29 protein-coding genes are annotated in these 26,230 nt (G+C 47.4%); 1 reads left to right on the top strand and 28 read right to left on the bottom strand.

Going from position 1 to position 26,230, the window contains the following annotated elements:
• Positions 1-73: 73 nt before the first annotated feature.
• From panD to JOE49_RS20515, 11 genes are all read right to left on the bottom strand, one after another.
• Positions 74-457: an aspartate 1-decarboxylase gene (gene panD / locus JOE49_RS20465; RefSeq protein ID WP_013371641.1), complete on the bottom strand. Its 384-nt coding sequence runs from the start codon at positions 455-457 to the stop codon at positions 74-76.
• Complete coding sequence (gene panC / locus JOE49_RS20470; protein WP_160790288.1) at positions 450-1,388, bottom strand: pantoate--beta-alanine ligase; 939 nt, start codon at positions 1,386-1,388, stop codon at positions 450-452. Before panC ends, panD begins: the two co-directional genes overlap by 8 nt.
• Complete coding sequence (gene panB, locus JOE49_RS20475; RefSeq protein ID WP_023989139.1) at positions 1,385-2,284, bottom strand: 3-methyl-2-oxobutanoate hydroxymethyltransferase; 900 nt, start codon at positions 2,282-2,284, stop codon at positions 1,385-1,387. Before panB ends, panC begins: the two co-directional genes overlap by 4 nt.
• A 344-nt stretch (positions 2,285-2,628) precedes the next feature.
• On the bottom strand, positions 2,629-3,603 hold the full coding sequence (locus JOE49_RS20480; protein ID WP_209942686.1) for a biotin--[acetyl-CoA-carboxylase] ligase: 975 nt from the start codon (positions 3,601-3,603) through the stop codon (positions 2,629-2,631).
• On the bottom strand, positions 3,596-4,918 hold the full coding sequence (locus JOE49_RS20485) for a CCA tRNA nucleotidyltransferase (protein ID WP_209942688.1): 1,323 nt from the start codon (positions 4,916-4,918) through the stop codon (positions 3,596-3,598). The genes JOE49_RS20480 and JOE49_RS20485 overlap by 8 nt, the downstream gene beginning before the upstream one ends.
• A gap of 55 nt (positions 4,919-4,973) precedes the next feature.
• Positions 4,974-6,137: an N-acetyl-alpha-D-glucosaminyl L-malate synthase BshA gene (bshA, locus tag JOE49_RS20490; protein WP_023989143.1), complete on the bottom strand. Its 1,164-nt coding sequence runs from the start codon at positions 6,135-6,137 to the stop codon at positions 4,974-4,976.
• 207 nt (positions 6,138-6,344) lie between these two features.
• The gene (gene bshB1, locus JOE49_RS20495) at positions 6,345-7,037 is read right to left on the bottom strand and encodes a bacillithiol biosynthesis deacetylase BshB1 (RefSeq protein WP_068941613.1); all 693 of its coding nucleotides are present in this window, start codon (positions 7,035-7,037) and stop codon (positions 6,345-6,347) included.
• Entirely contained in the window at positions 7,034-7,471 is a 438-nt protein-coding gene (gene mgsA, locus JOE49_RS20500; RefSeq protein WP_023989145.1) for a methylglyoxal synthase, read from the bottom strand. Before mgsA ends, bshB1 begins: the two co-directional genes overlap by 4 nt.
• Positions 7,472-7,527: 56 nt before the next feature.
• The gene (dapB, locus tag JOE49_RS20505) at positions 7,528-8,331 is read right to left on the bottom strand and encodes a 4-hydroxy-tetrahydrodipicolinate reductase (protein WP_023989146.1); all 804 of its coding nucleotides are present in this window, start codon (positions 8,329-8,331) and stop codon (positions 7,528-7,530) included.
• Between the two features lie 31 nt (positions 8,332-8,362).
• Positions 8,363-8,881: a tetratricopeptide repeat protein gene (locus JOE49_RS20510; protein WP_013310696.1), complete on the bottom strand. Its 519-nt coding sequence runs from the start codon at positions 8,879-8,881 to the stop codon at positions 8,363-8,365.
• 50 nt (positions 8,882-8,931) lie between these two features.
• Positions 8,932-9,261: a nucleotide pyrophosphohydrolase gene (locus JOE49_RS20515; RefSeq protein ID WP_023989148.1), complete on the bottom strand. Its 330-nt coding sequence runs from the start codon at positions 9,259-9,261 to the stop codon at positions 8,932-8,934.
• A gap of 214 nt (positions 9,262-9,475) precedes the next feature.
• Here JOE49_RS20515 and JOE49_RS20520 point away from each other — a divergent pair, with 214 nt between their 5' ends.
• Entirely contained in the window at positions 9,476-10,345 is an 870-nt protein-coding gene (locus JOE49_RS20520) for a YitT family protein (protein WP_023989149.1), read from the top strand.
• A 77-nt stretch (positions 10,346-10,422) separates the two neighbouring features.
• On the opposite strand, the gene JOE49_RS20525 is transcribed toward JOE49_RS20520, so the two are convergent.
• The 17 genes from JOE49_RS20525 to trpE form a co-directional block, all read right to left on the bottom strand.
• Positions 10,423-11,268: a sporulation protein YpjB gene (locus tag JOE49_RS20525; RefSeq protein ID WP_209942690.1), complete on the bottom strand. Its 846-nt coding sequence runs from the start codon at positions 11,266-11,268 to the stop codon at positions 10,423-10,425.
• An 80-nt stretch (positions 11,269-11,348) separates the two neighbouring features.
• Positions 11,349-12,245, bottom strand: coding sequence for a GNAT family N-acetyltransferase (locus tag JOE49_RS20530; protein ID WP_209942692.1), 897 nt, complete (start codon positions 12,243-12,245; stop codon positions 11,349-11,351).
• A 2-nt stretch (positions 12,246-12,247) separates the two neighbouring features.
• Positions 12,248-12,892, bottom strand: a complete 645-nt coding sequence (locus JOE49_RS20535) for a DUF1405 domain-containing protein (RefSeq protein WP_209942694.1) — start codon at positions 12,890-12,892, stop codon at positions 12,248-12,250.
• A 173-nt stretch (positions 12,893-13,065) separates the two neighbouring features.
• Positions 13,066-13,245 carry an IDEAL domain-containing protein gene (locus JOE49_RS20540; protein WP_013371655.1) on the bottom strand — a complete coding sequence of 60 codons (180 nt, stop codon included), beginning with the start codon at positions 13,243-13,245 and terminating at the stop codon, positions 13,066-13,068.
• 22 nt (positions 13,246-13,267) lie between these two features.
• Positions 13,268-13,774 carry a gamma carbonic anhydrase family protein gene (locus JOE49_RS20545; protein WP_025723088.1) on the bottom strand — a complete coding sequence of 169 codons (507 nt, stop codon included), beginning with the start codon at positions 13,772-13,774 and terminating at the stop codon, positions 13,268-13,270.
• A 52-nt stretch (positions 13,775-13,826) separates the two neighbouring features.
• Positions 13,827-14,936: a hypothetical protein gene (locus tag JOE49_RS20550; protein WP_023989154.1), complete on the bottom strand. Its 1,110-nt coding sequence runs from the start codon at positions 14,934-14,936 to the stop codon at positions 13,827-13,829.
• Between the two features lie 165 nt (positions 14,937-15,101).
• The gene (locus JOE49_RS20555; RefSeq protein ID WP_028540645.1) at positions 15,102-15,704 is read right to left on the bottom strand and encodes a histidine phosphatase family protein; all 603 of its coding nucleotides are present in this window, start codon (positions 15,702-15,704) and stop codon (positions 15,102-15,104) included.
• A gap of 68 nt (positions 15,705-15,772) precedes the next feature.
• Positions 15,773-16,399, bottom strand: a complete 627-nt coding sequence (locus JOE49_RS20560) for an anti-sigma factor (protein ID WP_071558551.1) — start codon at positions 16,397-16,399, stop codon at positions 15,773-15,775.
• Positions 16,396-16,992, bottom strand: coding sequence for an RNA polymerase sigma factor (locus JOE49_RS20565; RefSeq protein WP_013310707.1), 597 nt, complete (start codon positions 16,990-16,992; stop codon positions 16,396-16,398). The genes JOE49_RS20560 and JOE49_RS20565 overlap by 4 nt, the downstream gene beginning before the upstream one ends.
• An 810-nt stretch (positions 16,993-17,802) precedes the next feature.
• Positions 17,803-18,891, bottom strand: coding sequence for a prephenate dehydrogenase (locus JOE49_RS20570; protein ID WP_013310710.1), 1,089 nt, complete (start codon positions 18,889-18,891; stop codon positions 17,803-17,805).
• Between the two features lie 26 nt (positions 18,892-18,917).
• On the bottom strand, positions 18,918-20,021 hold the full coding sequence (gene hisC, locus JOE49_RS20575) for a histidinol-phosphate transaminase (RefSeq protein WP_023989160.1): 1,104 nt from the start codon (positions 20,019-20,021) through the stop codon (positions 18,918-18,920).
• 57 nt (positions 20,022-20,078) lie between these two features.
• Positions 20,079-20,885: a tryptophan synthase subunit alpha gene (gene trpA / locus JOE49_RS20580; protein WP_209942696.1), complete on the bottom strand. Its 807-nt coding sequence runs from the start codon at positions 20,883-20,885 to the stop codon at positions 20,079-20,081.
• Complete coding sequence (gene trpB / locus JOE49_RS20585) at positions 20,882-22,078, bottom strand: tryptophan synthase subunit beta (protein WP_013310713.1); 1,197 nt, start codon at positions 22,076-22,078, stop codon at positions 20,882-20,884. The genes trpA and trpB overlap by 4 nt, the downstream gene beginning before the upstream one ends.
• Complete coding sequence (locus JOE49_RS20590) at positions 22,075-22,746, bottom strand: phosphoribosylanthranilate isomerase (RefSeq protein ID WP_028540642.1); 672 nt, start codon at positions 22,744-22,746, stop codon at positions 22,075-22,077. The genes trpB and JOE49_RS20590 overlap by 4 nt, the downstream gene beginning before the upstream one ends.
• Positions 22,743-23,537 (bottom strand): indole-3-glycerol phosphate synthase TrpC, encoded by a 795-nt coding sequence (gene trpC, locus JOE49_RS20595; protein ID WP_209942698.1) that lies wholly within the window; start codon positions 23,535-23,537, stop codon positions 22,743-22,745. The genes JOE49_RS20590 and trpC overlap by 4 nt, the downstream gene beginning before the upstream one ends.
• The gene (trpD, locus tag JOE49_RS20600; RefSeq protein ID WP_028540640.1) at positions 23,527-24,573 is read right to left on the bottom strand and encodes an anthranilate phosphoribosyltransferase; all 1,047 of its coding nucleotides are present in this window, start codon (positions 24,571-24,573) and stop codon (positions 23,527-23,529) included. Before trpD ends, trpC begins: the two co-directional genes overlap by 11 nt.
• A 34-nt stretch (positions 24,574-24,607) precedes the next feature.
• Complete coding sequence (gene trpE, locus JOE49_RS20605; protein WP_028540639.1) at positions 24,608-26,158, bottom strand: anthranilate synthase component I; 1,551 nt, start codon at positions 26,156-26,158, stop codon at positions 24,608-24,610.
• Positions 26,159-26,230 lie beyond the last annotated feature (72 nt).

The following is a 26,230-nucleotide window of genomic DNA, read 5'->3' on the forward strand; positions in this document are numbered from 1 at the left end:
GCCCTTATGAAAGATGGATTAATACACTCACATTTTTCGCTTAAAAGACGGGTTTCATCCGCACTCCCATTCATTACATGATCGTCGCGTGTACTTCTTTGTTCATCGTTTGGGCTGGTTTATTATGTTCATCAACAAATACCACTGTTGGTTTGTATGTTTTGGCCTCTTCATTCGACATGGAAGCATAGGAAATAATAATGACTGTATCACCAGGCTGCACCAAACGGGCTGCCGCACCGTTGAGACAGATCACTCCGCTCCCACGCGGTCCGGGGATAACATAGGTTTCCAGTCGAGCTCCATTGTTATTGTTTACAATTTGAACCTTTTCATTCTCCAACAGATCCGATGTCTCCATGAGATCTTCATCTATAGTGATACTCCCCACATAGTTCAGGTTAGCTTCCGTAACGGTAGCGCGGTGAATTTTGGATTTCATCATGGTTCTAAACATGGGAAAGCACCTCCGCCTTCTGTATTCTTATATTGTCAATCAGTCGGGTATTGCCAAATTTCACAGCCAGCGCTACGATGACGTCTTCCTGAACATCACATAGCCGTTGCTCGGGACGAAGGGGCTCCAGACCGGGAAAAGTTAATATTTCAATGTAATCAATGTCTGCTAAAGGAGAGGAAGTAATGGTGGACTCCACCATTTGATGTAGCTGACGAATCGTAATTGTGTTTGTTACAATATCTTCGCTCACTTCTTGCACCTTACGCAGTGACTGGGACAGCACCAACGCCTGCTCGCGCTGTTCTGCACTTAAATACACATTACGGGAGCTGAGGGCCAAACCATCCGCCTCTCTGACGATGGGACAAGGTACGATAGTCACGTTCATATTGAGATCAGTCACCATCTGCTGGAGCACAGCAACCTGCTGCGCGTCCTTCATTCCAAAAAAGGCCAAATCAGGACCTATCATGTTAAAAAGCTTGGCTACCACCGTAGTCACACCATCAAAATGGCCGGGACGGGAGGCACCGCACAAGCGATCTGTCAAAGCGGATACACGAATTTTGGTTTGGGTTGGTTGCGGATACATTTCTGCTACAGTTGGCAAAAATACAATATCCACGCCCTCGCGCCGTGCTACCTCCAAATCACGAGCTTCATCGCGGGGGTAGCTTTCCAGATCTTCATTCGGTCCAAATTGAATCGGATTTACGAAAATGCTAAGCACCACCGTATCTGCCATTTCACGCGCCTTGTGCATCAAGCTCGCATGTCCTTCATGCAGGTATCCCATTGTTGGTACAAAGCCGACTTTATGTTGCTGTAAAGAAGCAGAATCGTTTATTGTTTTTGCTCCGTTTGTCCCAAGCTGCCGACGTTCAGCAATAATCTTGCGCAGCTGAGCCACTTCTCTTACGATGATCATGACCGAGATTCCACCTTTTCCTTAGCTTGTTCCTGTGTCTGTCCTTTTGCCTTACCGTATAGGGATTCCACAACGCGGTCATCCGCGCTGAACACATGCTCTGCGGCCGGAAATGCCCGCCCTTTCACATCACTCACATACTGCTCAATGCTGCTGCGGATCAAGCCGCCTACATCGGCATAGGTTTTAACAAAGCGTTTGCTGAAATAAGGCGATGCGTACTGAATCAGATCGTGATAAACAAGTACCTGACCGTCACATCCACGTCCAGCACCAATTCCAATGGTTGGAATGGAAAGCTCTTTAGAAATCGCTGTTGCCACTTCCTCCGTTACCAATTCCAGTACAACGCCAAAAGCACCCGCCTGCTCCAGCGCCTTGGCGTCCGCCATCAACCGGCGTGCGTCCGCTTCGTCCTTGCCTTGAATGCGATAGCCGCCAATTTGATTAACCGATTGCGGAGTAAGCCCGATATGTCCCAATACAGGCACACCTGCCTGAACAGTTGCTTTTACGACATCGGCAATTTCAGCTCCGCCCTCCAATTTAACAGCATGCACATGTCCTTCCTGCATAAGACGGCGGATGCCCTGAAGACTTTCTGATACGCTGCTGTGATATGTCATAAAAGGCATGTCCGCTACGATAAATGTATGTTCCGCGCCTCTTGCGACTGCCCGGGAATGGTACACGATATCATCCAAGGTTACAGGGATGGTTGAATCGTAACCAAGAACTACGTTACCCAGCGAGTCACCTACGAGAATCATGTCAATTCCCGCCTCCTCGGCTATTTTAGCCGATGGATAATCATAGGCGGTCAGCATACTGAGCGGAATGCCCTCTTGCTTCATTTTTTTCATTTTCACAATATTCAGTGCTTGTTTTCCTGCCATTGCGAATGGCTCCCTTCCATCTTTTTTTGGCACAAAAAATAACCTTTTATGAACGCCTGTACATCTGCGTCATCAAAAGGTCCGAACAGCCAAAAAAGACACTCATTTTGAGATCGTCCCTTCTGTCTCGGTCCTGTTCGGCTCAGAGCAGAATCCAACGTAACCTTCAAATGAAGTTATGATGGTCTTACAAACTTGCTAAGTAGAGCATGTGCCCCTGGAGTGCAGCTCGGACCGTCCGATGCCGCCTCCTGCACAGTATAACAAAAAACATCAGCTTTTTCACGTGAAGTTTTGCACAGGGAATAGAACGATTTCGGTCGTTTTCATAGCTAAGGTCGCTTCTATAATTGTATATCCCCTGAAATGACCTGAATTCGCTCTCCCTGATCCGTTTCTATCACGAGTGCCCCGGAAGGGTCCAAGCCAACAGCTGTACCTTCTACAGTTATCCCTTGTCCGGTATGTGCCCGTACACTACGGTTCATAGTCACGGACAAAGCCTCCCACAGCATGGCTATAGGCTGGAACCCCTGCTCGGCATACAACTTACTTAGCTGTTCCATCTCTTCCAGCACTGAGGCAATCAGCACAGTACGGTCAATTTCACGCCCTGCTTCTATTTTCAATGACGTTCCCACCTGCGATAACTCTTCCGGGTATTCTTCTTTATTCAAATTTACGTCAATGCCGATCCCTGCAATACAATAGCGAACCCGTTGATCCTCTGTTGCAGATTCCAACAGAATACCGGATACTTTGCGACCATGAATCAGCAGATCGTTTGGCCATTTGATACCAGCCTCCACACCCGTCAGCCGACGAATGGCTCTACACACTGCTACACCTGTAAGTAGCGTTAGCTGGGGGGTAAAAGCCAAGGGCTGGGTAGGGCGCAACACAATGCTCAGCCAGACTCCTTTGCCACGAGGTGAATACCACTTCCGCCCCAGACGTCCCCGACCTGCCGTTTGTTCCTCTGCAAGCACTACTGTCCCCTCTGGCGCGCCCTCTTCTGCCAAACGCATGGCATCCTGCTGAGTGGATACCGTCGAATCCAGTACAACGATACGCTGGCCAAACGATTGGGTATTTAATATATCGGCCAATTTGGAGACTTCTAGCCGATCCGGTCGGGATATCAACCGATAGCCCCGACGCGAGGAGGCATCAATATTGTAGCCCAACTCACGCAGTTTGTTGATCTGCTTCCATACTGCTGTTCGGCTAACCGAGAGCCGTCGGCTGATTTCCTCCCCTGATACGTAATCGGATGTACCTTCCTCCAGTATGCCTAACAATCTTTCATGATTATTCACTACTCATCACCCGTTTCGCTTCCTGAAGCAATGTTTCTGTTTCATTCGGAATATCTCCACAGGCAACAGCTTGTAAAAGCTGTTCCATCATCTGACCCAGCCAAGGTCCGCCTGGTCGATTCATCGCCTGAACCAGTTCATTTCCTGTAATATTTAAATCTTTGATACGAACGACTACAGCCTGCTTTGTCCACAAGCTTGCCAGTTCGGCTGTTTTCGCCACATGCTTTTCTACCCATGGCGGTAATCCGCGGAATGAAGCAGGCAGTGTCTTGTAAAGATCAAGCCAGTCTGAAGCTGTCTTCTTTCCCAGTCTAATTAGCAGTCGAATCCAGCTACGACGCAGTGCCTCATCGTTGATAATGTCAGACTCCTCCGTAACGGAGTCGCCAGCTATGACACCAGTACTGTAGATTAATTCGGTCTCCCATTCCAGCAAATGAACCAGCCGAAGTCGTACCGCGTTGGAGAAGGTCCAAGCTCTTAGTAGCTCGTCCGCTGCCTCTGAGGTAAGTCTACAAGACATTAAGAGCAGGCCCCACCGCAGTTCTTCTTGCAGTTGAACGATCCCCTTGAGCGCTTGTGCTTCACATTGCTCCCAGGGAACCGGAACCTTCGTACAGCCGAGCAATCCGCTACGCCCCAGCATCTCCAACCCACGTAAAGGGTCAGGGCCCGCCAGCATCTTTTCCAGCTCGACCCGCACACGTTCCATGGCTATGTAACGAAGTCCCTCTCTGCGCCGAATCATACCTTTCCAGGTGTTGAATGCAACGCGGAACCGAAATACAGAGGCAAAACGGATGCAACGCAGCATCCGCAACCCGTCCTCCTCAAAGCGTTCCTCGGCTCGGCCTACACAACGAACGAGAGCAGCTCGTAAATCGGCTTCTCCCCCAAACGGGTCCACCCGCTCTCCGTGTTCTGCCATCGCAATCGCATTCATAGTAAAATCCCGTCGCATCAGATCCTCACGGATATCCTTCACGAAGGCAACTTCCGTTGGACGGCGGTGATCGGCATAACCGCTTTCCGTACGAAAAGTGGTCACCTCGAACGCATGACCACCCTGCATGACCGTAACCGTCCCATGCTGAATCCCTGTCCGAATGACGTGAGGGAATAGCGCTATGACCTGTTCAGGCTCAGCCGAAGTGGTCAAATCCATATCATGAATAGCTCGTCCTAATAGCTCATCCCGCACACAACCACCGACCCAGTAAGCTTCGTGTCCTGCTGCTGTTAGTGTATGTATGACCTCTCTACCATGAAGAGCCATCTCTTGGTCAGCATATTGCCAAGTATTTGTATTCACAGGGTTTCCCCCTTTGCAAGTATTCAATATAAAAAACGGACGCGAGTCCGCCCCCTTAAACGCTGATCGGTTTAAGATCCGGCACCTCGCGTCCCAACACACGGTAATATATTTCTTCATATTGACGGGTAATCAGCTTATCACAGAAAACGGTACGGGCGCGTGTCAGACACGCTTCACGGAAACGTTCCGCCATCGCTTCATCGGACAACAGCTCTACTGCATAATCAGCCATTGCCTCCGTATTACCGATTTCAGCAAGATACCCTGTAGTTCCATGCACAACGAGTTCAGGTACTCCCCCTGCCTGAGAACCGATAGTCGGCACTCCACAGGCCATTGCTTCCAGCGCAACTAGACCAAAACTTTCTTTTTCCGAGGGAAGCAGCAGTACATCTGCCATAGAAATCACTTCTGCGATCTGATCCTGCTTACCTAAAAAGAAGACCTTATCTTGCAGACCTAAAGTCTCGATTTTGCAACGGATTTTTGGAAGATCCGGTCCTTCCCCCACCAACAGAAGCTTCGCAGGTACTTTACGTTGCACTCTTTCAAATATATCCAACACATCTCCCACCCTTTTGACAGGACGGAAATTGGAAATATGCATCATTATTTTTTCATGCGGTTGGGCAAAATCACTTCTAAGCGCAGCGGCATCTCGTGGATAATATACCCGTTTATCTACAAAATTGTAGGTTAAATCAATAGGCCGTGTAATTTCCAACGCATCTATCGTCTCCCGAATCAAATCCTTGGAAACCGCTGTCACAGCGTCACTTTTGTTAATAGCCAGCCGAATCAGGTCCTTCAACGACTCATCCTGTGCCAACACGGTAATGTCCGTACCATGCAAGGTGGTTACCACCTTCAGATGATCACCCACCATTTCCTTCGCCAAGTAAGCGCATACTGCATGTGGTACCGCATAATGAACATGGAGTACGTCCAAATTCTTCATTTGTGCGACTTGGGCCATTTTGGTCGCCAGTGACAAATCATATGGCGGATATCTAAACACGTAATAATCGTTAACTTCAACCTCATGATAAAAAATATTTTTTTGAAACGCCCCGCCTAATCTGAACGGAATGCTATTGGCAATAAAATGGACCTCGTGCCCTTTTTCTGCCAGCAACTTACCCAACTCAGTAGCCACTACGCCGGAGCCACCCAGCGACGGATAACAGGTAATTCCAATTTTCAGTTTGTCATTCAAGCTAAGCTGCCTCCTTCCGCCCATCAGTGATAACTTTTCTGCTGATTTATTTTAACATTCTGCAAAATGCTCATGTATAGAATTCTTATGTCAGGATTTTGCAAAATTCGATTCCAATTGCTCCGAAGTACAAGATATAGACAAACTAAACCATTTCGATCTATATCTTGTTCACTGGAAGTCGCTTATTGGATTTTTGCAAAATCCTTATGTGAATAGCTTAACCAGATATGGCGTTTTGGACGCAAAGCCTTCTGCATACGAAATCAGTTTGCGCTGACCCAACAACGAGTCACGAGCTTTTACGCGTTCCATATATCCCTGATTTAATGGTGTGGATACCGTATCCTTTCCAGGCGCTGCCTGAAATTGCGAAGCATAACTCAACAACGACTGTTCTTTGACTTCATAATGCTCGGTAATATCCACAATCAAATCCGTTCTGCCAATATCATTAATAAAATAAAAATATAATTGCTCTACCTGTACCGCAGGATTTTCTGGCATAAAACGTCGCAACTTGGCGTTAAATACAGCTTCCTCCACCAACTTGCTGCACATGACATGGTCTGGATGCCGATCCTCCCAATAAGGAGCGAATACAACTTTCGGTGCATGGCGTCGAATTTCTGCTGTAACTGCAGCTACATGTTCAGGAGTGACATTTAATCCACGATCAGGTAGACCCAAATTCGTACGCACAGCAAGCCCGAGCACTTTCGAAGCATGTTCAGCTTCTGACATACGAGTATCCACATCACCATTGGATGACATTTCAGCCCGCGTCAAATCGCACACGCCCACCTTTAAACCAGCGGCTGTATGCTTGGCAATCGTGCCACCCATTCCTATTTCTGCATCGTCGGCATGGGCTCCGAAAATCAGGATGTCCAGCGTCATTTTACATCACCCTGCTGGTCAATGCCCGGTTTATATTTATGTACCAGCTCACGCCAAGCAAAATCGCCACGGTCTAATGCTTTAACCAGTATTTCAGCAGTTGCAACGTTAGTTGCCAAAGGGATCCCCTGCACGTCACACAAACGTAACAAGGCGCTAATGTCCGGCTCATGCGGTTGTGCCATGAGCGGATCACGCAAGAATATAATCAAGTCCATGTCATTTTGCGCAACCATAGCCCCGATTTGCTGATCTCCTCCAAGCGGCCCGGACATGAAACGGTGAATTTGAAGCTTGGTTTGCTCCATAATGCGCAGACCTGTTGTACCTGTTGAAAATAATTGGTGATCTGTAAAAACATGCTCATAGGCCGTTATGAAATTCACCATTTCATCCTTTTTTCGGTCATGCGCTATAAATGCAATCTTTAACATTCAAAGTTCCTCCTGCCTCATTCTATAATTTCATTCGTCAAATCATTCGCGTATTCTTAATCGATGTAATGCTCAAATCCATATACAAGCCCTGGCTGCTCCATGACCTTCTGAATACCGATTTTAACACCAGGCATATAGCCCGCCCGTTCATAAGAATCCTGACGAATTTTCAGAGATTGTCCAAATCCTCCGAATATAACTTCTTGCTGTGCGAACACACCGGGAAGACGGACACTGTGGACACGGAACCCTTGATAGTACCCCCCCCGTGATCCTTCTAACGTTTCTTCCTCTTCCGGGTTACCCTGTCGTAGCTCTTCACGCTGTTCGGCGATCAGCTCTGCGGTCTTAATGGCTGTTCCCGATGGCGCGTCCAATTTTTGGTCACCATGATATTCGATGATTTCCAGATGTGGGAAGTATTTCGCTGCCTGAGCCGCAAAACGCATCATCAAAATGACCCCAATCGAAAAGTTTGGCGCGATCAGACCACCAATTTGCTGCTCACGACACTGCTTGTCCAGTTCATCAATCTGTTCGGGGGTAAACCCTGTCGTTCCGATAACCGGACGAACTCCATGCTTGATAGCAAGCGCTGTATGTGCGTACGCAAAACGCGGCCCCGTAAAATCGACCATGACATCCGCACGACTCTCCAGTAAAGCCTGCTCCACATCCTCCACAATAGCGATACCCGCTTCCGGTAGTCCGACGAGAAGGCCGGCATCACTGCCGGCATGTGTTCTGTTCACTGCGGCCACAAGCTGTAGTTCCTCATCCTGAAGAACCAATTTGATAACTTCACGGCCCATACGCCCTGCTGCTCCTACAACAGCCACTTTTATTGGTTCTGACATATCCCTACAACTCCTTATGCATCCATTTGTGTTAGATCTGTTCATTCATCTGCTGGCATAACTTCTTCATGAGGTTGGCAAGCTGCACATTGTGAGGAAACAGTGCAGCCGCCTCACGAGCAGCCTGCACAGCCAGCTTATACTCATTCAATTCGTCATAAATCAATGCAAGCAGCAAAAAAGCATCCCCACATAACGGATCGAGGGCTATTGCTCGTTCCAGTAGTAAAATCGCATCCTGACGCACCTGTGGCGTAGCTCTGTCAACATCCAGCATTTTTCTGGCCTTCTCCGTATGCTGCCTGGCTTCCTGCGCATGCAGATGGAGAACATATTCATCCTGCTGTGGAGCAAGACGAACCGCATGCTCTGCATATGCGAGAGCCTGCTCCAAACGACCACTGCGAGCATAGGTAACCGAGCACCGGAAATAATGCTCCGCATGATCAGGCTGGGCTGAAATTGCTTTTTCAAACCATTCCACGGCCTGCTCAAAATCGTTCTGCAAAATGCACTGATAAGCTTTCTGAACGTATTCCTCCGCCTTCATGACACTGCACCTCCGGGTAACCGGTTTGGTACAGCATATGTACAAAACGCCTAATCGGTGTCCTTTTTAGTCCAGCGATTCGCGTCACGCGTGTTAAATTTTTGCATGACCTTATCATGAGCCTCGGTCAAATTTATACCTAGTGAGTTCGCAAAGCAAACTGTGATGAACAAAATGTCCCCCAGCTCCAGCTCAATGGAATTGTCCGCCTCATCCGTTTTTTTCGGTTTCTCGCCAAAGGAGTGATTAACTTCCCTCGCCAGTTCCCCGACTTCCTCAGACATCCGGGCCAACATCGCCAAAGGGCTAAAATACCCTTCCTTAAATTGAGATATATACTGGTCTACCTCACGTTGAATTTCATCTAATGATTTTTCCATGAAACACGCAATCCCCCCATGTGCAGGTTTATTCATATGTTATCGTAAAGCACATTTTAAAACAAATTTTTTTTAATTGTGTACTTATGATCCCAACTTACAGTCATCAGTCTTTTAAAGCTAGCGTAAAAAGGTATACTACATATAAGGAGCTGCGATTTAGCAAAATCAGCATGAAGTCGTTCTTCCTTAAACTGCTACTGCGAGGGATTATATGAAGATATCCAAGTCCATGGAACAGCTTAAAATGATTTTATCCATTGTGCTCGGGACCGCCATTTATGCATTCGGTCTGCTTTATTTTATTATACCCAGTAAACTGATGGAAGGTGGTATTACAGGGATCACCCTGCTGCTTAATTATGCTTTTTCGATTTCACCCTCTCTCTCCACATTACTTCTGAACATTCCTTTATTTTTAATTGGTTGGAAAATGCTTGGGGGCAAGCAAATTCTATATACAGGGGTAGGTATCGGGTCGCTCACTTTTTTTCTGTGGTTATTTGAAAAAATGATTCATTTCGGATGGATGGGAACGTTTCAGACTGAACACGATTTTATACTTTCTTCATTATATGCGGGAGTTACGCTTGGGGCCGGATTAGGTATTGTGTTCCGCTTTGGCGGCACTACGGGCGGCTCGGATATTATCGCTCGTATTCTAAACCGGAAGTTTGGCTGGAGTATGGGAAGGATTCTGCTGGTCATTGATATTGTCATTATCGGTGCTTCACTACTTTACATACCAAAAGAAAAAATTCTATATACATTAGTCGCCGTGTTCATCGCGTCCAAGATTATTGATTTTATACAAGAAGGGGCCTATTCCGCCAGAGCCTTTATGATTATCAGCGACCACACGATGGACATTGCGGATATTATTATTAGGGACATGGATCGCGGAGTTACTATTATTCCGGCTGTAGGTGCATTTTCCAAGCAGGCCAAGCATGTTGCCTATTGTGTCGTGCCTCGTCAGGAAATACGACGTTTGCACCAAATTGTTAAATCGGTTGATCCACGGGCGTTTATTATCATACAGGATGTGCATGATGTACATGGAGAGGGGTTCAAAGAGGAATAGCCCGGAAATCCGGGCGATGGGCTAACCTATATGGATGGCTCAGCAGCCAACGACGCGAATGTTTGAATTTTGCATCGTTATCCAGAGAGACCAGCTCGATATTTACGATAACCTGCATAGACCAGCGCCAGCAGAACAATCATGCCGATTGCCAATTCTGCCCGGCGCTCACTTTCACGCGGGATAAATGGCGCCAGGGCAGTGGCGTCTTTTTCACGTCCAAACAAGGCATTAAACGTCGGATTCCCCTGATCCAACGCCCCTCTAATCGCTGAGGCATCTGCATTTTGCTGATCCCCCAAACCTTTGACGTAGGAAATCCATGAATCAGCCCGGACAACTTCACTTGTTCTGCCATGAATCAATGCTGCTGTACGGATCGTCTCATAGTGGTCCTCCAGCACTGCGACTCCAGCTTTGAAACCCTTCATGTTACCTTTAGCAAACTGGCTGTTCAAGCCACTAACATCTTCTTTTAAAATCTTATAATACTGCTGCCATAAAGGCTGACGCGGATGTGCAAGCGCATCGGTCGCAAGTCGTAAATTGGCCGCAGCCTTCACCCACTCATCCGGTGATGCTTGGACGGACTGAGTAGCTTGCTGCACCTCAAGGATGCTGCCGGACAAAGCATGAATGGCCTCTACAGATAACGCTGCCTGCACCTGTCCGGTGCCAAACCATCGACTCACCTCGGCTACATCCGCGCGCGCTTTTTCAATGTTCCCGTCCATGACATCCCGGTACAGTATCGCAGCTGCATGATCTAGTTCCTCAATTTCTTTTGTATTTCCTATGGGTTTTGACTGATCACGCGCTTCTGCCACACCTGGAGGGACGCAGACAGACAGCAGCAGGACCATAGATAAAACAACACTCGAAACAATACGTATCATAATTTGAAACGCCTGACCCCTAAACATGGGACATCCCTCCTCACCTTACTGTATGGCAAGGTTACCGGGACTAGAACTTGCTTTAGGACGAATCGTTTGAAGCCGGGTTATGCCCGGGACAAAATAGGAAACATTCGTTGGTTTTCTTTACATGTGTTTTGATCTTTAGTTTTATAAAATAGCGTCGTATCTTCCTGTTTCAACAGAGAAATATTGCAGCCTTCCTGTTCTCTTGGTGTAAAGCCAAAAACAACCTTCTTCGTTTCTTGTTTCGTTACCGCTGACAGTATGATATCCATAGGAATTTCGCCCGTTCCATAAATATCGTAACAATTCATCGTATCCCCTTCAAAATCTGCAACCACAATCGTATCGTATTGAGGTATATACCAAAATTTATCATTAAAAAACGAGATGGCATAGAATAAGACCAGCCATTCACTACTTTTCGCAGCAAAAAGTGAATACGGATTTAATCTAGCACTTTTATTTTTCAGTAAATTTAAATCCGACTGCTCTTCCAAGTTCAATTTCTCAACTTTAATGTCTACGTTGTTTGCGGTTACTTTCCGGTTTAATTGATATTCTTGTACCGAAACAAACCCGAATTTAGGGTAAAAATTCTTCACACTATCATTTGCGAACAAATACATAGCATCACAGTTGCCCTGCCAATCTTCTAATACACGTTCTATTAAAAACCGGCTCAACCCTTGATTTCTATAGTTGGTATCCGTCATTACAGTTCCGATTTGGATATACTTTCTTATTTCACCCGACAAACAAAAATCCATCAGACTTATAGATACATTAGCCACAACAGCCTCCCCATCTAAAAGTACGTAAGGGATATATTTATCATTCCAAAAGCCCAATTGATACCAAGCCTCAAAATCAAAACCAAAGCTTTGTTTGGCTAATTGATTAAAGCTCTTTCTTATTTTAAGATCATCACGGATTCCTTTTTTAAATATATATTCTTTTTGGCTTATAACAATATTCATCTCTATTTCTCCACTTCTACTCCCATTCGATTGCGCCCAAACATGGCAAGCCATGCCGCTATGATACTGACAAGGGTCAGCATATAGGTAAAAGCACGCACTTGCGGTACATCATCCGTTAGCGTCTTCGGAAGATACGGATATATGCCAAATGTATAATCCATCGTATCATTTAACAATGTCCAGAGTGCAGCTAGGCATAAAGCAGTCCATTTGCAGGTGAAAAAACGCACGAACAGTAACACTTCGACCGCCATTGCCGTGTGAGATGCCACCAGCATCCAATCCTGCCATATCATGTGTCCCCCCTGCGCGACTCCCCAAAAAATAATAGCCGAAGCCCAGATGCCATATTTTACACTCGTGACAACAGCCAACGCCTCCATGATCTGGCGAATGACCTTTAAGCTCTTGAGATGCGGAGAATAGAGCAAAAATGCTATAGAGATCGTAAAAAACAGACTCGCCGTCGGACTATCAGGCACAAATACAATCTGCCACAACGGGTGATAATTTAGTGTATATTCCAACTGCCCCCCATACCATATGTACCCATACACTGTTCCCACAAAATTACACCAGAACAGCAGCCACAAAAAAGGCCGGCTCGTCAAGAACGACCGGCTCCACAAATAAGATAACGACACGTCCTTCATCCTCCGTTCATACGACAGTTACCTTGTACAGGCTCCATCCTACAAAGACTATATCATATCCAAGCGTATCAAAAAAACCTGACCGCCGCTACAGTCAGGTTTGATGATTATAATCTCGAACTAACGATTTGTCTGAAATCCAACTTAGGGTTCCTAAAATTGTTCTAACTCATTGCTTTCAGCTCATCCGTAAGATGACGAAAAGCTACTTCATCTCCGGAGGCTAGCGCCTCATCAATATCCTTGTAGAGTTTTTCACTCCGGTGTTTACGTAATGCCTCGTCCAAAACCATCTCAGCAGACAGGCCCAACATTACTTCATAAGTAACCTTCATTTTATCCATAGGATGCACCTCCAACATGAGTTTAAGAGATCCTATATTCTTTTCCTTTCGCCACATAGCTGAGTGCCGTTCGTGACATCCGCTGCAAATCTGCATCTGTCAATTCGCGCACCACTTTGGCAGGTGTACCGAGAGAAAGAGTATAGGGTGGTATTTTGGTATTTTCCGTAACGACCGACCCTGCTCCTATTAAAGCATATTCACCAAGCTCCGCTCCGTTGAGTACAATGGCCCCCATACCGATTAAAGTGCCTTTGCCTACCGTACAACCGTGGATTATTGCAGCATGACCTACCGAAATGTCATCCGCCAGCAACAGGGGCTGATCCGTGTTCACATGTCCCACGACACCGTCCTGAATATTGCAGCGTTCACCGATGATGATAGGCGCCATATCTCCGCGCAGTACGGCATTAAACCATACAGAGGAATCTTGACCGATCGTTACTTTTCCGACAATTTTTGCTCCTTCTGCCACATAGACAGATGAATGGAGCTGTGGCATGTTTCCGTTATAGTGAATCAGCATCAACTTCACCCTCTCATTTTGGGTGAAATTCTATCAACATGTGTGCTGCTTGTCAATGGAGCCGTATACCCGAGTCGTTCCGCCCAATGCGGCACTCTCCCGCCAACTTCAGCCCCCAGGCCGTCATCTGTACAGATGGTCCAGTCGAATGATCACCCTGACGAAGCATACCCAAGTGAAGCATCATTCGTATAATCCTCTGATCAAAGACCGAACGGGGCGTATCATAGTAAAACGGTCGAATCAGTGGGCCGATATGTACAAAAAGCGACTCTGAGGACGTCCAAGGCCTGGCACATTCTCCAATCCAGTAGACTAGAGAGAGCAAATTAGGAACGGCTCCTTTATACAATCTTAACCAAAACCTGAATAGCTGTATCATTTCCTGCTCAATTGTATGCTCCTGATGCGCTTCTCCCTTTGCCGTCAGCACAACTTGGTCCCCTTTCTCCTCAATGTACTTGGAGTGACGGGCATAATCATACAGTAGTGCCATTCGGTCTGGATAAAACTTAAAAGAGGAGCCATACCCGAAACGCCATCCTCCCTTACCCAAAAGCGGCTCCGCAATGTGCAAATGCTCCATCAGCTGCTGCTGATTGCGACGATACCAAGCTCCCTCGGGATTTAGCGGAACCTCATGCTGCCCCATGTATTGAAGGAAAAGCCGTAAATCCTCTGCCAGCAGATGCCCTTCATCCCGGTACGACGACGGTTCGCTCACCCGTGTCATTCCGCTTTGGAAGTCATGTACCATAACACGTCGAAAACGCTCCTTCATATCCAACGGAATTTGGAACAAATACCTCGTATTGTGCGTCGAACCATTGAACAACCAGCCACTAGAACGCAGACGGGTCACAATATCCCTTGGCCGCTCACCAGGACTTTCGTCCTCCTCAACAGACTGTTTGGCTATTGCAACCAATTCCTCCATGCTGAAATACGGTCGGTCATCGAACAGCAGCGCGTTCAAAAACCTTACCTCTGACAACCTCAGCTCCTTGACCTGCGTCTCAAAAAAACTACTGCTGCCGAGCTTCGTCAAAATCCCCTGGATCAACTCATGCTTGGAATTAGGTTTACAGTCACAATCGTAATACACCGCGATTCTGTTCAAATGCACAATATCCGCAAATGTCAGCATATCCGCCAGATTCATTGTTCCATCGCCTCGTCACTGGACTGTCATCCGGAATTGATTCTTACCTGTTGTACCCACAGCTTTGACGGATTGTTCAGACTCTAAACCTCTTTTTTGCAAAGGTATAATTAAAAAACAAAAAAGACCACGACTTCTACGATAAGTAGAAGCCTTGGTCTTTTACTAACTTTTTGAGTTACAGTCACTTTTCTCTTGCAAATGCTTCGTGCAATTATACAAAAGTGGTGCCCAATCCATATCCTCACGCTGGAGTACGCTAAGTGACAAATTGCCGATTCGTTCCGTGAATTTTTCCTGATACAGAGCCTTATACAAATTAGCCAAAAAACCGCCGTGGGAAACGACCAGCAGATTCTTGTCCCGATTTTCCGTCCAAATGGCCTCCATAAAAGCTAGCCCACGAAGCTGAAGATCTGCATCGCTTTCCTGCCCGAGATCCAGCAGATGCCAGTCGACTCCCCACTTCTCTTCACGCTCGGCCTGCGTCATGCCCTCGACCTGACCATAAGCACGTTCTCTTAGTCGATCATCAGACTCTAACAACGGGAGATGCAGAGCAGAAGCAATAATCTCCCCGGTCTCTTTCGCTCTGGAGAGACTACTTGTAATAAGCCCGTCCCAATGATAAGGCTCTTCCTTTAATCGTTCTGCTAGCAAGCGTGCCTGTCGGCGCCCTTCCTCATTCAACGGAATATCACTGTGGCCCTGGATTTTCCCTACCGCATTCCAATCCGTCAATCCATGTCTGATCAAGCCAATAAGCATCGTGTCGTTTCCTCCGCTGTTTTGTTATTCAGTCATTGTTATGAATTCATATTGGACCAGCTGTCCTGCTAATTTCTGACCCTTCTCGCCCGATGGATCCAGCCCAGAGAAAATAAAGCAAGCGCAAGTGCCAATACAGACAACAGCATCCAGTATTGCGGATAAGTAGGAACAATGCTAGCAACCAGCGGGTCCATAATGCCACTATTCACATCTTTAATGTGGTATTGATATTGTGGAGATGTACTTGTAGTTTCCAACAGGCCTGTCGGTAAAATACCAGTGTCCATGACAGGAGCTGCTTGAGGGGGATTTTCCTGAGAGGAGCTTCCATTCCAGTTCAAAAACAAAAAGCTGCATAAAAATACGGCCAAGAAGCCGGCGATCCATACAGACATATACTTACGGGCTGCTGGGTTCACACGCGCACGTCGATGCTCGCCCGGAACAAGCCACGGTGATTCTTCATAAATTCGATCCATGACCCTGCGATTCATTGCCTCTAGCTTATCATCTGTTATTTCAAAGGAAATATCACGAATGGTGGATCGATTTTCTTTTGACAAATCCCACTCTTTTTCTTCCGAACCATGCTCCCACCCAGCAGACGAGCTTTTGGCCCGTCTGCGCTCCGAGTCTTGTTTCGATACATTTTTGCCTGTAGCGAACAAATCCTCAGTGTCCCTGGATTTCATTGGCTGCTCATCCCTTCGTTTTCCTCATAGAGAGGCTCAAAAAAATAAGGCTCCAACTGCGTCTTCACACTGGTTCTTGCCCGGAAAAGCAATGACTTCACCGCACTGACCGTCTGTCCTAAAATAGTCGCAATCTCCTGATAATCTAATTGCTCATATTCACGCAAAATCAGCGCAGATCGCTGCTTCTCAGGCAATCTATTGATCGCTTCACGAACCATCTCTACCTTCTCACCGCGAAGGACGGCCTGCTCCGGAATTACATCCGATGGAGCTACCGGTACATAACCGCTCTCCTCCAATGGAACCTGACCGCTACGGTGCTTGCGAAGTTCACTTAGCACCGTATTGCGTGCAATTGTATATAACCAAGTGGAGAACGATGCGTCTACCTCGCGAAAAGAGTGCAGGCTCCGATACGCTTTATAAAACGTTTCTGAGCATAAGTCCTCAGCAATCATTTCCAGGTTCGAACTTTTCAGCATATGATAAACAAAAGCTAAAATTTTACGTTGGTGCCGCCTCATTAATTCTGAATAAACCTCAACATTACCTTGTTTGATTTCCTGAATCATCTGGGAATCTGTCATCATCCGAGTGAGACCCTCCTCGCCCATACATGTGCTGTTTTCCCGTTCGATTCTGTCTATATATACCGAACAGGTCAAAAAAAGTTGCGCACTCTGCGCAAATGGATGAAACAGCATCATGGAACATTTGTTATTTTCTTACCCTATGTAGTGCCAACATTAACGGTGCTATCCCCAACAATATTCAACATCCAAAATGGACTTACCCATTGTACCACAAAATGACCGCCAGTAAAAAAGTCCAAAATCCCCACGATTTCCATCAATGCCTCCCTAACGCTGGCAACTAATTCATTTATACAGCTTTTCAATGGATTTTTAATTTTTTCAAGATTAAATGACTAACCGATTGAAAGTGTTCTATTCAAATGCACCAATAAGGATAAATACACAAAAAAGAAAACGCTTTAAAAAATTATTGACAAAATGAAAACGTATACATATAATAAAAGTACAGTATGGTTTCTCTCCACTCCTATCCTACTCAGCTACTTCACTAAAAGTAGCTACCACCCGGGGCTTTACCCGGGTGGTCTTTTTTTTATTCAAAAAAAGGAGCTTTAAAAAAAGCGGACGAAGAAACCTTCGTCCGCTCTAAATCTTTTCTACTACTTCACTCCCAGAAAGTGCGTGTTGCTTTATAGGCGGTCAGTAGCGCAGAGGTTCATTTGAATCTGGAGAAGCGGAGCGTTCGCCTTTGCCACCGGATTTTCCCATTAAAGAATCTGATCGAAAAAAATCCGGCGGCAACAGCGATCGTAAGATTAAATGAATCGCGAAGCGGCCTCCTTAACGAACATCTCACTTTCCTTCCTATACCACCACTTTATAGCCCATCGAATCCAGCAGAATCTTGGCACGCTCCCAATCCTGCTCTTGACGGAAGGAAAGCCGCATGATGCCTGGGACATCCTCCCGGCTTTCAATGATTTGCATATTGCTCAGATTAATGCTGTGATTACCGAGTTCCATAGCAATTCGCCCGATAATCCCTGGGGTATCCGGTACATCAATATACAGATCAAACGTGGAGACGATGACTCCTTTGCGACGCTCTGGCAGTTCACTGCGGAAGTGCCCAGCTGTCAAAAACTCGTCAGCGATTCCCTCACCGTCTTGTATTCTCAGTAAATGGGTAAAACGCTCAATCTGTCCGTTCCATTCTTCCAACAGACCTAGTAAAACTTCACGATTGCTCAGTAAGATGTCCCGCCACACAACCGGATCACTAGAGGCTATCCGTGTAATATCACGGAACCCACCGGCAGCCAATGTACGGTACAACGGATTTTCATCATTGTGCTTTCGCACCTGATTCACCAGCGCCGCTGCAATAATGTGCGGAAGATGGCTAATCGCGCCGACAATGTCATCGTGCATATCAGGTTGGACACGCACAACATGAGCACTAGTATATTTTAACAAACGTTCCAGTGAACTGTATGCTTCCTCTGGCACACCCTCTGCCGGGGAAAGCACATAATATGCGTTTTCAAACAGCAACGCGGAAGCAGCCTTTACACCGGAACGCTCTGAACCGGCCATCGGATGACCACCGATAAAGTAAGCGTTGCGCAAAGAAATTTCTGATGCTTTCTTGGCAATTGCCGATTTCGTGCTGCCTACATCAGTGATAATACAACCCGCTTTAAGCGGTAGCTTGCTTAACAGTTCGAGATAATGCTCCAGTAAGCCCACAGGTACGCATAAAAAAATAAAATCGGCATCCGCTGCCGCTTCTTCAACCGAGAGAGTCGCGGTGTCCACGACACCACGGCTTAACATCGGTTCCATCAGTTCAGGGAGATGAGCATGGCCGACAACAGTAATATCCGGCTTCCCTTTAAAACAAAGTGCGAGGGACCCACCAATCAGTCCCACGCCGAAAATGGCAATCTTCATCAATTATCAAATCCCATCTGCGGAAATTATAGGCGTACTTTCGCCGCTTCCGCCCCCAGGACCTGTTCCAGCGCACGAATAAACAACTCATTTTGCGGCTGTGATCCAACCGACACCCTAATATATGTCGGATATTTGTGATGACCTGCGCGAATAATCACACCTTTACGAAGCAACTCCTGGAATACTTCACCGGATGGACGACGTACATCCAGCATAATAAAATTACCATGTGCCGGGAAAGACTCCAGTCCCAGACGCTTCAGCTCATTTTGCAAATAAGCTCTGCCCTCTGCATTACGATCCCGGCATTCTTGAACAAATTCCTGATCTTCCAAGGCAGCAATGGCCGCAGCCTGTGCTACCCGTGATGTATTAAACGGTTCACGAACCTGATTTATCAAGCGAATGATTGACTCAGCTCCCATACCATAACCAATGCGCAGCGAAGCAAGCCCATAGATTTTGGAGAAGGTGCGTAGTACAACCAGGTTTTCATACGCTGGCAACAAACGAATGCCGTCGGGATACGAGCGATCCGTCACAAACTCGGCGTAGGCTTCATCCAGTACAACCATGATATGCTTTGGTACTTGGTCCAAAAACGCAATCAGCTCTGCTTCGGGTACAATCGTGCCCGTCGGGTTATTTGGATTACAGATCCAAATAATTTTCGTACGGTCATTGATGTGGGACAGCATAGCATCCAGATCATGTACACCGTCACGCAAAGGCACCTCAACTGCAACCGCTCCCTCAATTTCTACGTTACTTTTGTATACGGAAAATGTCTGATCGGCCATAATGCTTTCTTCCCCGGGAAGGAGAAAAGCACGCGTAATCAACGCAATTATTTCGTCAGATCCGCAGCCATAGATAAACTGTTCCTCTTTTAAACCCGTCCGTTTAGCTAGTGCCTGTGTCAAAGCTACGGCACTTCCGTCAGGATATACACTAATGTTAGCAAACTCCTGCTGAATGGCCTGCAACACTTTGGGAGAGCTACCATACGGATTCTCGTTCGAGGCGAGCTTGATGACTTCATCGAGTCCCAGCTCACGTTTTACGTCTTCAATCGGTTTACCGGGCTGATATACTGGCAAATGTACAATATGCGGTTTAGGTTGCATGCCCCTACCTCCTCTATCCAATCAGAACATATTTATTACTTTCTATTTTGACAGCCATTACTGCTTTAATTGTGCCACAAAATTATGAATTTGCAAAAGACCTTCTTGCCTGCGCGCAGAATCATTCAGCAATGGAATGGCTTCTTCCACCTGACGTACAATAGCACTGCCGACCACAACTCCATCGCAAATGGTTGAAAACCGGGCTACCTGCTCTTGAGTAGAGATCCCAAAGCCGACCGCTACCGGAATATCCGTATGCCGTTTGACCTGCGCGATAAAGCCCTCTATACCTTCAAAAAAGGAAGCTCTTTCCCCGGTTACACCCAGCGAGGATACACAGTATACAAATCCTCGGGCCTGACGGACAATTCGCTCGATCCGCTGTTCAGAAGTTGGAGCCACCAGAGGAATCAGATGCACACCCACCTCTGCTGCCCGTCCTCCCAGCTCCTCCGCTTCCTCAAGCGGAAGGTCCGGAATAATCAGACCGCTGATACCGTGCTCCTGCAAGCCTGCGAAGAAAGCATCCATACCCATCTGTAATACAGGGTTATAATACGTGAACAGAATAAAAGGCAGGCTTGAACCTGCCGCCCTAGCCAGAGAAGCTGTCTCCATGCACGTGCGGATGGAAATTTGCCGTTTCAGTGCACGCTCAGACGCGCGCTGAATTACAGGACCGTCAGCCAGCGGGTCGGAATAGGGTACACCCAGTTCCAATATGTCAGCTCCGGCCGACTCTAACTGCCGAATGATCTCTATTGTAGTATCCACATCCGGGTCACCTACCGTCAGAAAAGGAATTAATGCCGTTTTGCCTTCATTTTTAAGGCGACCAAACGCCTGATCAATTAAATTCATGACGGATTTCCTCCCAAATACTTGATAATGGAGTCCACATCTTTATCCCCGCGTCCAGACAAACAAATGACGATAATATCATCTGCCGTCAACGTAGGTGCCAGCTTGACGACCTGTGCAACTGCATGTGCCGACTCTAATGCAGGAAGTATTCCTTCGGTACGGCAGAGAAGCTGAAGCGCATCCAGCGCTTCCTGATCGGTAATCGGAACATACTTGGCCCGCTCAATATCTTTCAGGTATGAATGCTCCGGTCCAACACCTGGATAATCCAGTCCAGCCGAGATGGAATGCGCAGGCTGCACTTGTCCGTACTCATCCTGAAGCAGATAACTCATAGAGCCTTGGAAGACCCCTTGTGTTCCCTTGGTCATCGTAGCTGCATGGAATTCCGTTTCGACACCTTTTCCAGCGGCCTCCACGCCAATCAAAGCGACACCCTGATCCTCAATAAAAGGATAAAACATGCCGATGGCATTGCTTCCGCCACCGATCGCTGCCACGATGACATCCGGAAGTCTGCCTTCCTTCTCTAGGATCTGGCGACGTGTTTCATCACCAATCACACGTTGGAAGTCTCGCACCATCATCGGATACGGATGCGGGCCGACAGCTGAACCCAAAATATAGAACGTATCATGGACATGGCTGACCCAGTAACGCAAAGCTTCATTCCCGGCATCCTTAAGTGTACGTGTACCCGATGTCACCGGAATGACCTCTGCACCCAAAAGCTGCATCCGAAAGACGTTCAGCTGCTGGCGCACAGTATCCTCTTCGCCCATAAACACCTTGCATTCCAATCCGAGCAACGCAGCCACAGTCGCTGTCGCGACACCATGCTGTCCTGCGCCTGTCTCAGCAATGACCTTCTGTTTACCCATACGCTTCGCCAACAAACCCTGAGCTAATGCATTATTGATTTTGTGGGCACCGGTATGATTTAAATCTTCGCGCTTCAAGTAAATTTTAGCCCCGCCCAAATGCTGACTCAGACGCTCCGCATGATAAAGTGGCGTTTCCCGACCAGAATAGTCCTTTAGGAGCCCGTTCAACTCTGCTTTAAACTCGGGATCATCCGCGTACTTACGGTAGGATTCCTCCAATTCAATCAGTGCGTTCATCAACGTTTCCGGTACAAAACGTCCTCCAAATGTTCCAAAACGTCCGTTGTTATCAGGTAATTGTGTCATGCCTGCTTCACCCTTTCTACGAATGCTGTGATTTTTGCAATGTCCTTGACTCCGTTCGTCTCTACACCGCTGGATACATCCAGCCCATCGGGATGATACTCATGAACTAGCTTTTCCGCATTATCGGCAGTCAGCCCGCCGGCTACAAACAAAGGAATTCCATGTTGATGAGTCCAAGCCTGATAGGCAGGAATTCGATCCCACGCAAACGTTTTTCCGGAGCCGCCACCATACAGGGGATCGTATGTATCCAGCAGTAAAGCGTCAATTGTCCCGACATAGGCATCCAATTCGTCCGCCGAGCGTTCTAGCTGCCCTTGACTGTCCACAGACCATGCCTTGAATACCTGTATACCAAAACGCTCCCTGATCTCCCGACAGCGCTGCGGACTTTCCTGCCCATGCAGCTGTATGACATCCAAGGGTGCTTTCTCCATCACATCATTTAACAGTGCATCACCAGGGTTCACAAATACACCCACGCTGCGCGGTCTGCTGCCTGAGGTCCATTCATCCAATACGCGAAGCAGCTCTCCAGCCTGTACGCCGTCAATCCGGCGCTTGCTGTCGGCAAACACAAAACCTATATAATCGACCGGTAAGTTTACCATAGATTTTAGCACTTCAACGCTTTGAAGTCCACAAATTTTTATGCCCGTTTTGTTCATGCTTTAACCCCGTCCATCAATTCGGCTACAGCCTGTCCTACATCTTCCTTGCGCATCAGATGCTCCCCGACCAGGATACCGTGTGCACCTACCGAATACAGATACTTAACATCTTCCGGTCCCGCAATTCCGCTCTCACTGATGAACGTAATCCCTTTAGGAATTAGTGAGATCAGCTCCTCTGTCGTCTGGAGACGAGTCTCGAATGTCCGCAGATTTCGGTTATTTACACCAATCAAGGTTGCTGTCCCCAGCTCCAGCACCGCTTTAAGCTCCTCGCTGTCATGCACCTCTACCAATGCGTCCAGCCCGAGGTCCTTGGCGATCTGTAAAAAGGACCCTAATACACGCGGTTCCAGGATAGCGGCAATCAACAGCACCGCATCCGCTCCCAGCAGACGAGCTTCATATATTTGCTGTTCATCAATGATAAAATCCTTTCGCAGCAGCGGAATCTTCACCTGATCGCGAATTTGCTGTAAATATTCAGGGCTCCCCTGAAAATACGTCACATCTGTCAGTACAGAAATGCAATCCGCTCCTGCTCCCTCATATGCACGTGCAATGTCCACCGCATGGAAATCCGGTCGAATCAACCCTTTGGATGGGGAAGCCTTCTTCACCTCAGCAATCAGTCCGAGCGGACGTTTGCGTCCGCTCGCGATCGCATTTTCGAATCCTCTCGTCGCAGGTAAATCAGCAATTAATCGTTCAGCTTCACTTATTTGAAAATGCTTCTTAAGCTGCTCCACTTCTTGTCGCTTCGTCACCACAATTTTATCAAGATACATATTGATATTCCCCCGTTGCCTGTATTAATTGATCCAGCTTGGAAAGTGCCAGTCCCGAGTCAATGGCTTCTGCCGCTCGTGCTACTCCGTCCGTCAAGGTGTCTGCTGCCCCTGATACATAAATGCACGCTCCTGCATTCGCTAGCACAACATCCCGATAAGCTCCATGCTCTCCGTTCAAAATTCGTCGTATGATATCTGCGTTAACCTGTGCGTCGCCACCCAGCACCTGATCGAGAGAATGCGTCTGCAAGCCCAGATCCGACGGATGAAGCTCGAACGTGTGAACCTTGCCGTCCTTCAACTCGGATACTCGTGTCGCAGCTGAAATACTAATTTCATCTAGCCCATCCAGACTACTGACAACCATGGCCCGTTTGGAGCCGAGCTGGTTCAATACCTCGGCAATGACTTCCGTTTTGTTGGCGTCATAAATGCCCAACAGCTGCCGATCCGCACCAGCCGGATTCGTCAATGGACCAAGCATATTAAATACCGTCCGTACACCCAGCTCGCGACGCGGCGCGGCGGCATGCTTCATAGACGGATGATACAGCTGCGCGAATAAAAAGCAGATGCCGATTCGGTCCAGACAAGACCTAGCCTGATCACTCGTCAAATGAATGTTGACTCCCAATGCCTCCAGGACATCAGCGCTCCCAGCACGGCCACTTGCAGAACGATTGCCATGCTTTGCTACCCGCACTGACACCGAAGCTGCGATGATCGCGGATATCGTGGAAATATTAAACTTGTGAATACCCGAACCTCCAGTGCCACATGTGTCCAGCAAACGACCACTGCCTTCTTCAGCTTGCACTGGACTAGCGTAGCTACGCATAGCCTCGGCAAAACCAGTGATTTCATCTACCGTTTCCCCTTTGAGGCGAAGAGCCGTCAGCAGCCCGCCAATTTGCGCCTGTGTAGCACTTCCACTCATAATCTGTTCCATTACGCTACGGGCCTCCGTACGCGAAAGATGCTGTCCCTCAATGATCCGGCTTAACCCCACTTGCATCATGTCATGTCGTTCCATTGTCGTCTCCTCCTCAAAATCAGATTTTTGTGTGTTACGGAGTATACAAATAATCCTGGTTGATGACGCTGTTATAGGGCTGTGTCGTTGCCGGGAACATCACTTCTGCCGTGCGGATTGCCTTCAGCAATGCCTTTGCTTTGTTTACCGTCTCCTGATACTCGCTTTCCGGAACCGAGTCCCACACAATTCCAGCGCCTGCCTGGACATAGGCCCGGTTCTTTTTAAACACAATCGTGCGAATCGTAATGCAAGCGTCCATATTGCCCGAGAAGCCCAAATATCCAATCGCCCCTGCATAGGGTCCGCGTGCTTCCCGCTCCAACTCAGCAATAATCTCCATGGCCCGTAGCTTCGGAGCCCCCGATACAGTGCCAGCTGGCAGACAAGATAGGAAGGCATCAAAGAAATCTTTGTCCTCACGTAGCTCACCCGACACATTGGAAACAATGTGCATGACATGGGAATAGCGTTCAATTTCCATAAACGTATCGCATTTGACTGTGCCAAACTGTGATACACGGCCCAAATCATTTCTTCCCAAATCGACCAGCATCAGATGTTCTGCACGCTCTTTTTCATCGTTTAACAGTTCTTCAGCAAGTGCCGCATCTTCTGTCTCCGTTACCCCACGTGGTCTCGTTCCTGCAATAGGACGGGTTTCTACCCGGCCGTTTTCCACCTTGACGAGTGCCTCAGGCGAGGTGCCTACGATGATCTCGTCATCCATTTTCAAATAATACATATATGGCGACGGGTTCATCGTGCGCAGCACGCGGTATACCTGTAAAGGAGAGGCCTCTGTATCAATGTGAAAACGCTGGGATAGTACAACCTGAAAAATATCACCGGAGCGGATATACTCCTTCGCCTGCTCTACGTTTGATATAAATTGTTCCTTCGTCATATTGGATTGGATCTCACCTAGTTCCACATCATCAGGAATGGAAGCCGATCCTAATCGCTCAGGCGGGGTCTGCTTGCGCAGATACTGCGCCGTTTCCTCCAACCTGCGTTCCACATCAGCATAAGCAGCACGAATGTCCTCATCGCGAAACCCTTCGCCTATATGAACATTGCCGACCAGCAAAATTTGCTGTTTCACATGATCAAAGACAATTACTTGATCGCAGAACATAAAACGAATATCATCCATATTCAAATCATCTACCGAATGCTCTGGCAGCTTTTCATAGTATTGAAGCAAGTCATATCCAAAAAATCCGATAGCCCCGCCTGTAAATGGAGGCATTTCTTTCAGTTTCGGACTACGGTATTTACGAAGCAATGCTTTGAGCGCTTCAATCGGCTTGTCGTTTAATATTTGCCGTTTACCGTGTTGCTCCAATATCAAACGTCCTTTTTTACCCGAGACCATTAGAAACGGGTCTGTACCGATGAATGAATGTCGCGCCCACTGTTCGCCTCCCTCAACACTCTCTAGCAGAAAGGCACGGTCCCGCTCGGCATACCGACGGAAAATCCGAATCGGCGTCTCCATATCAGCCAGCACTTTTTTGTACACAGGAATCAGGTTAAATTCACTCGCCATCGTTATCACTTGCTCCACATGCGGCGTTAACATGAGATCACTTCCTTTCCAAATTGGCGCAGAACCAAAGGAGAGAATATAAAAAAGCCTCTACCGGTAAGGTAG

It is taken from the genome of Paenibacillus sp. PvR133 (assembly GCF_017833155.1).
GTDB lineage: Bacteria > Bacillota > Bacilli > Paenibacillales > Paenibacillaceae > Paenibacillus > Paenibacillus polymyxa_B.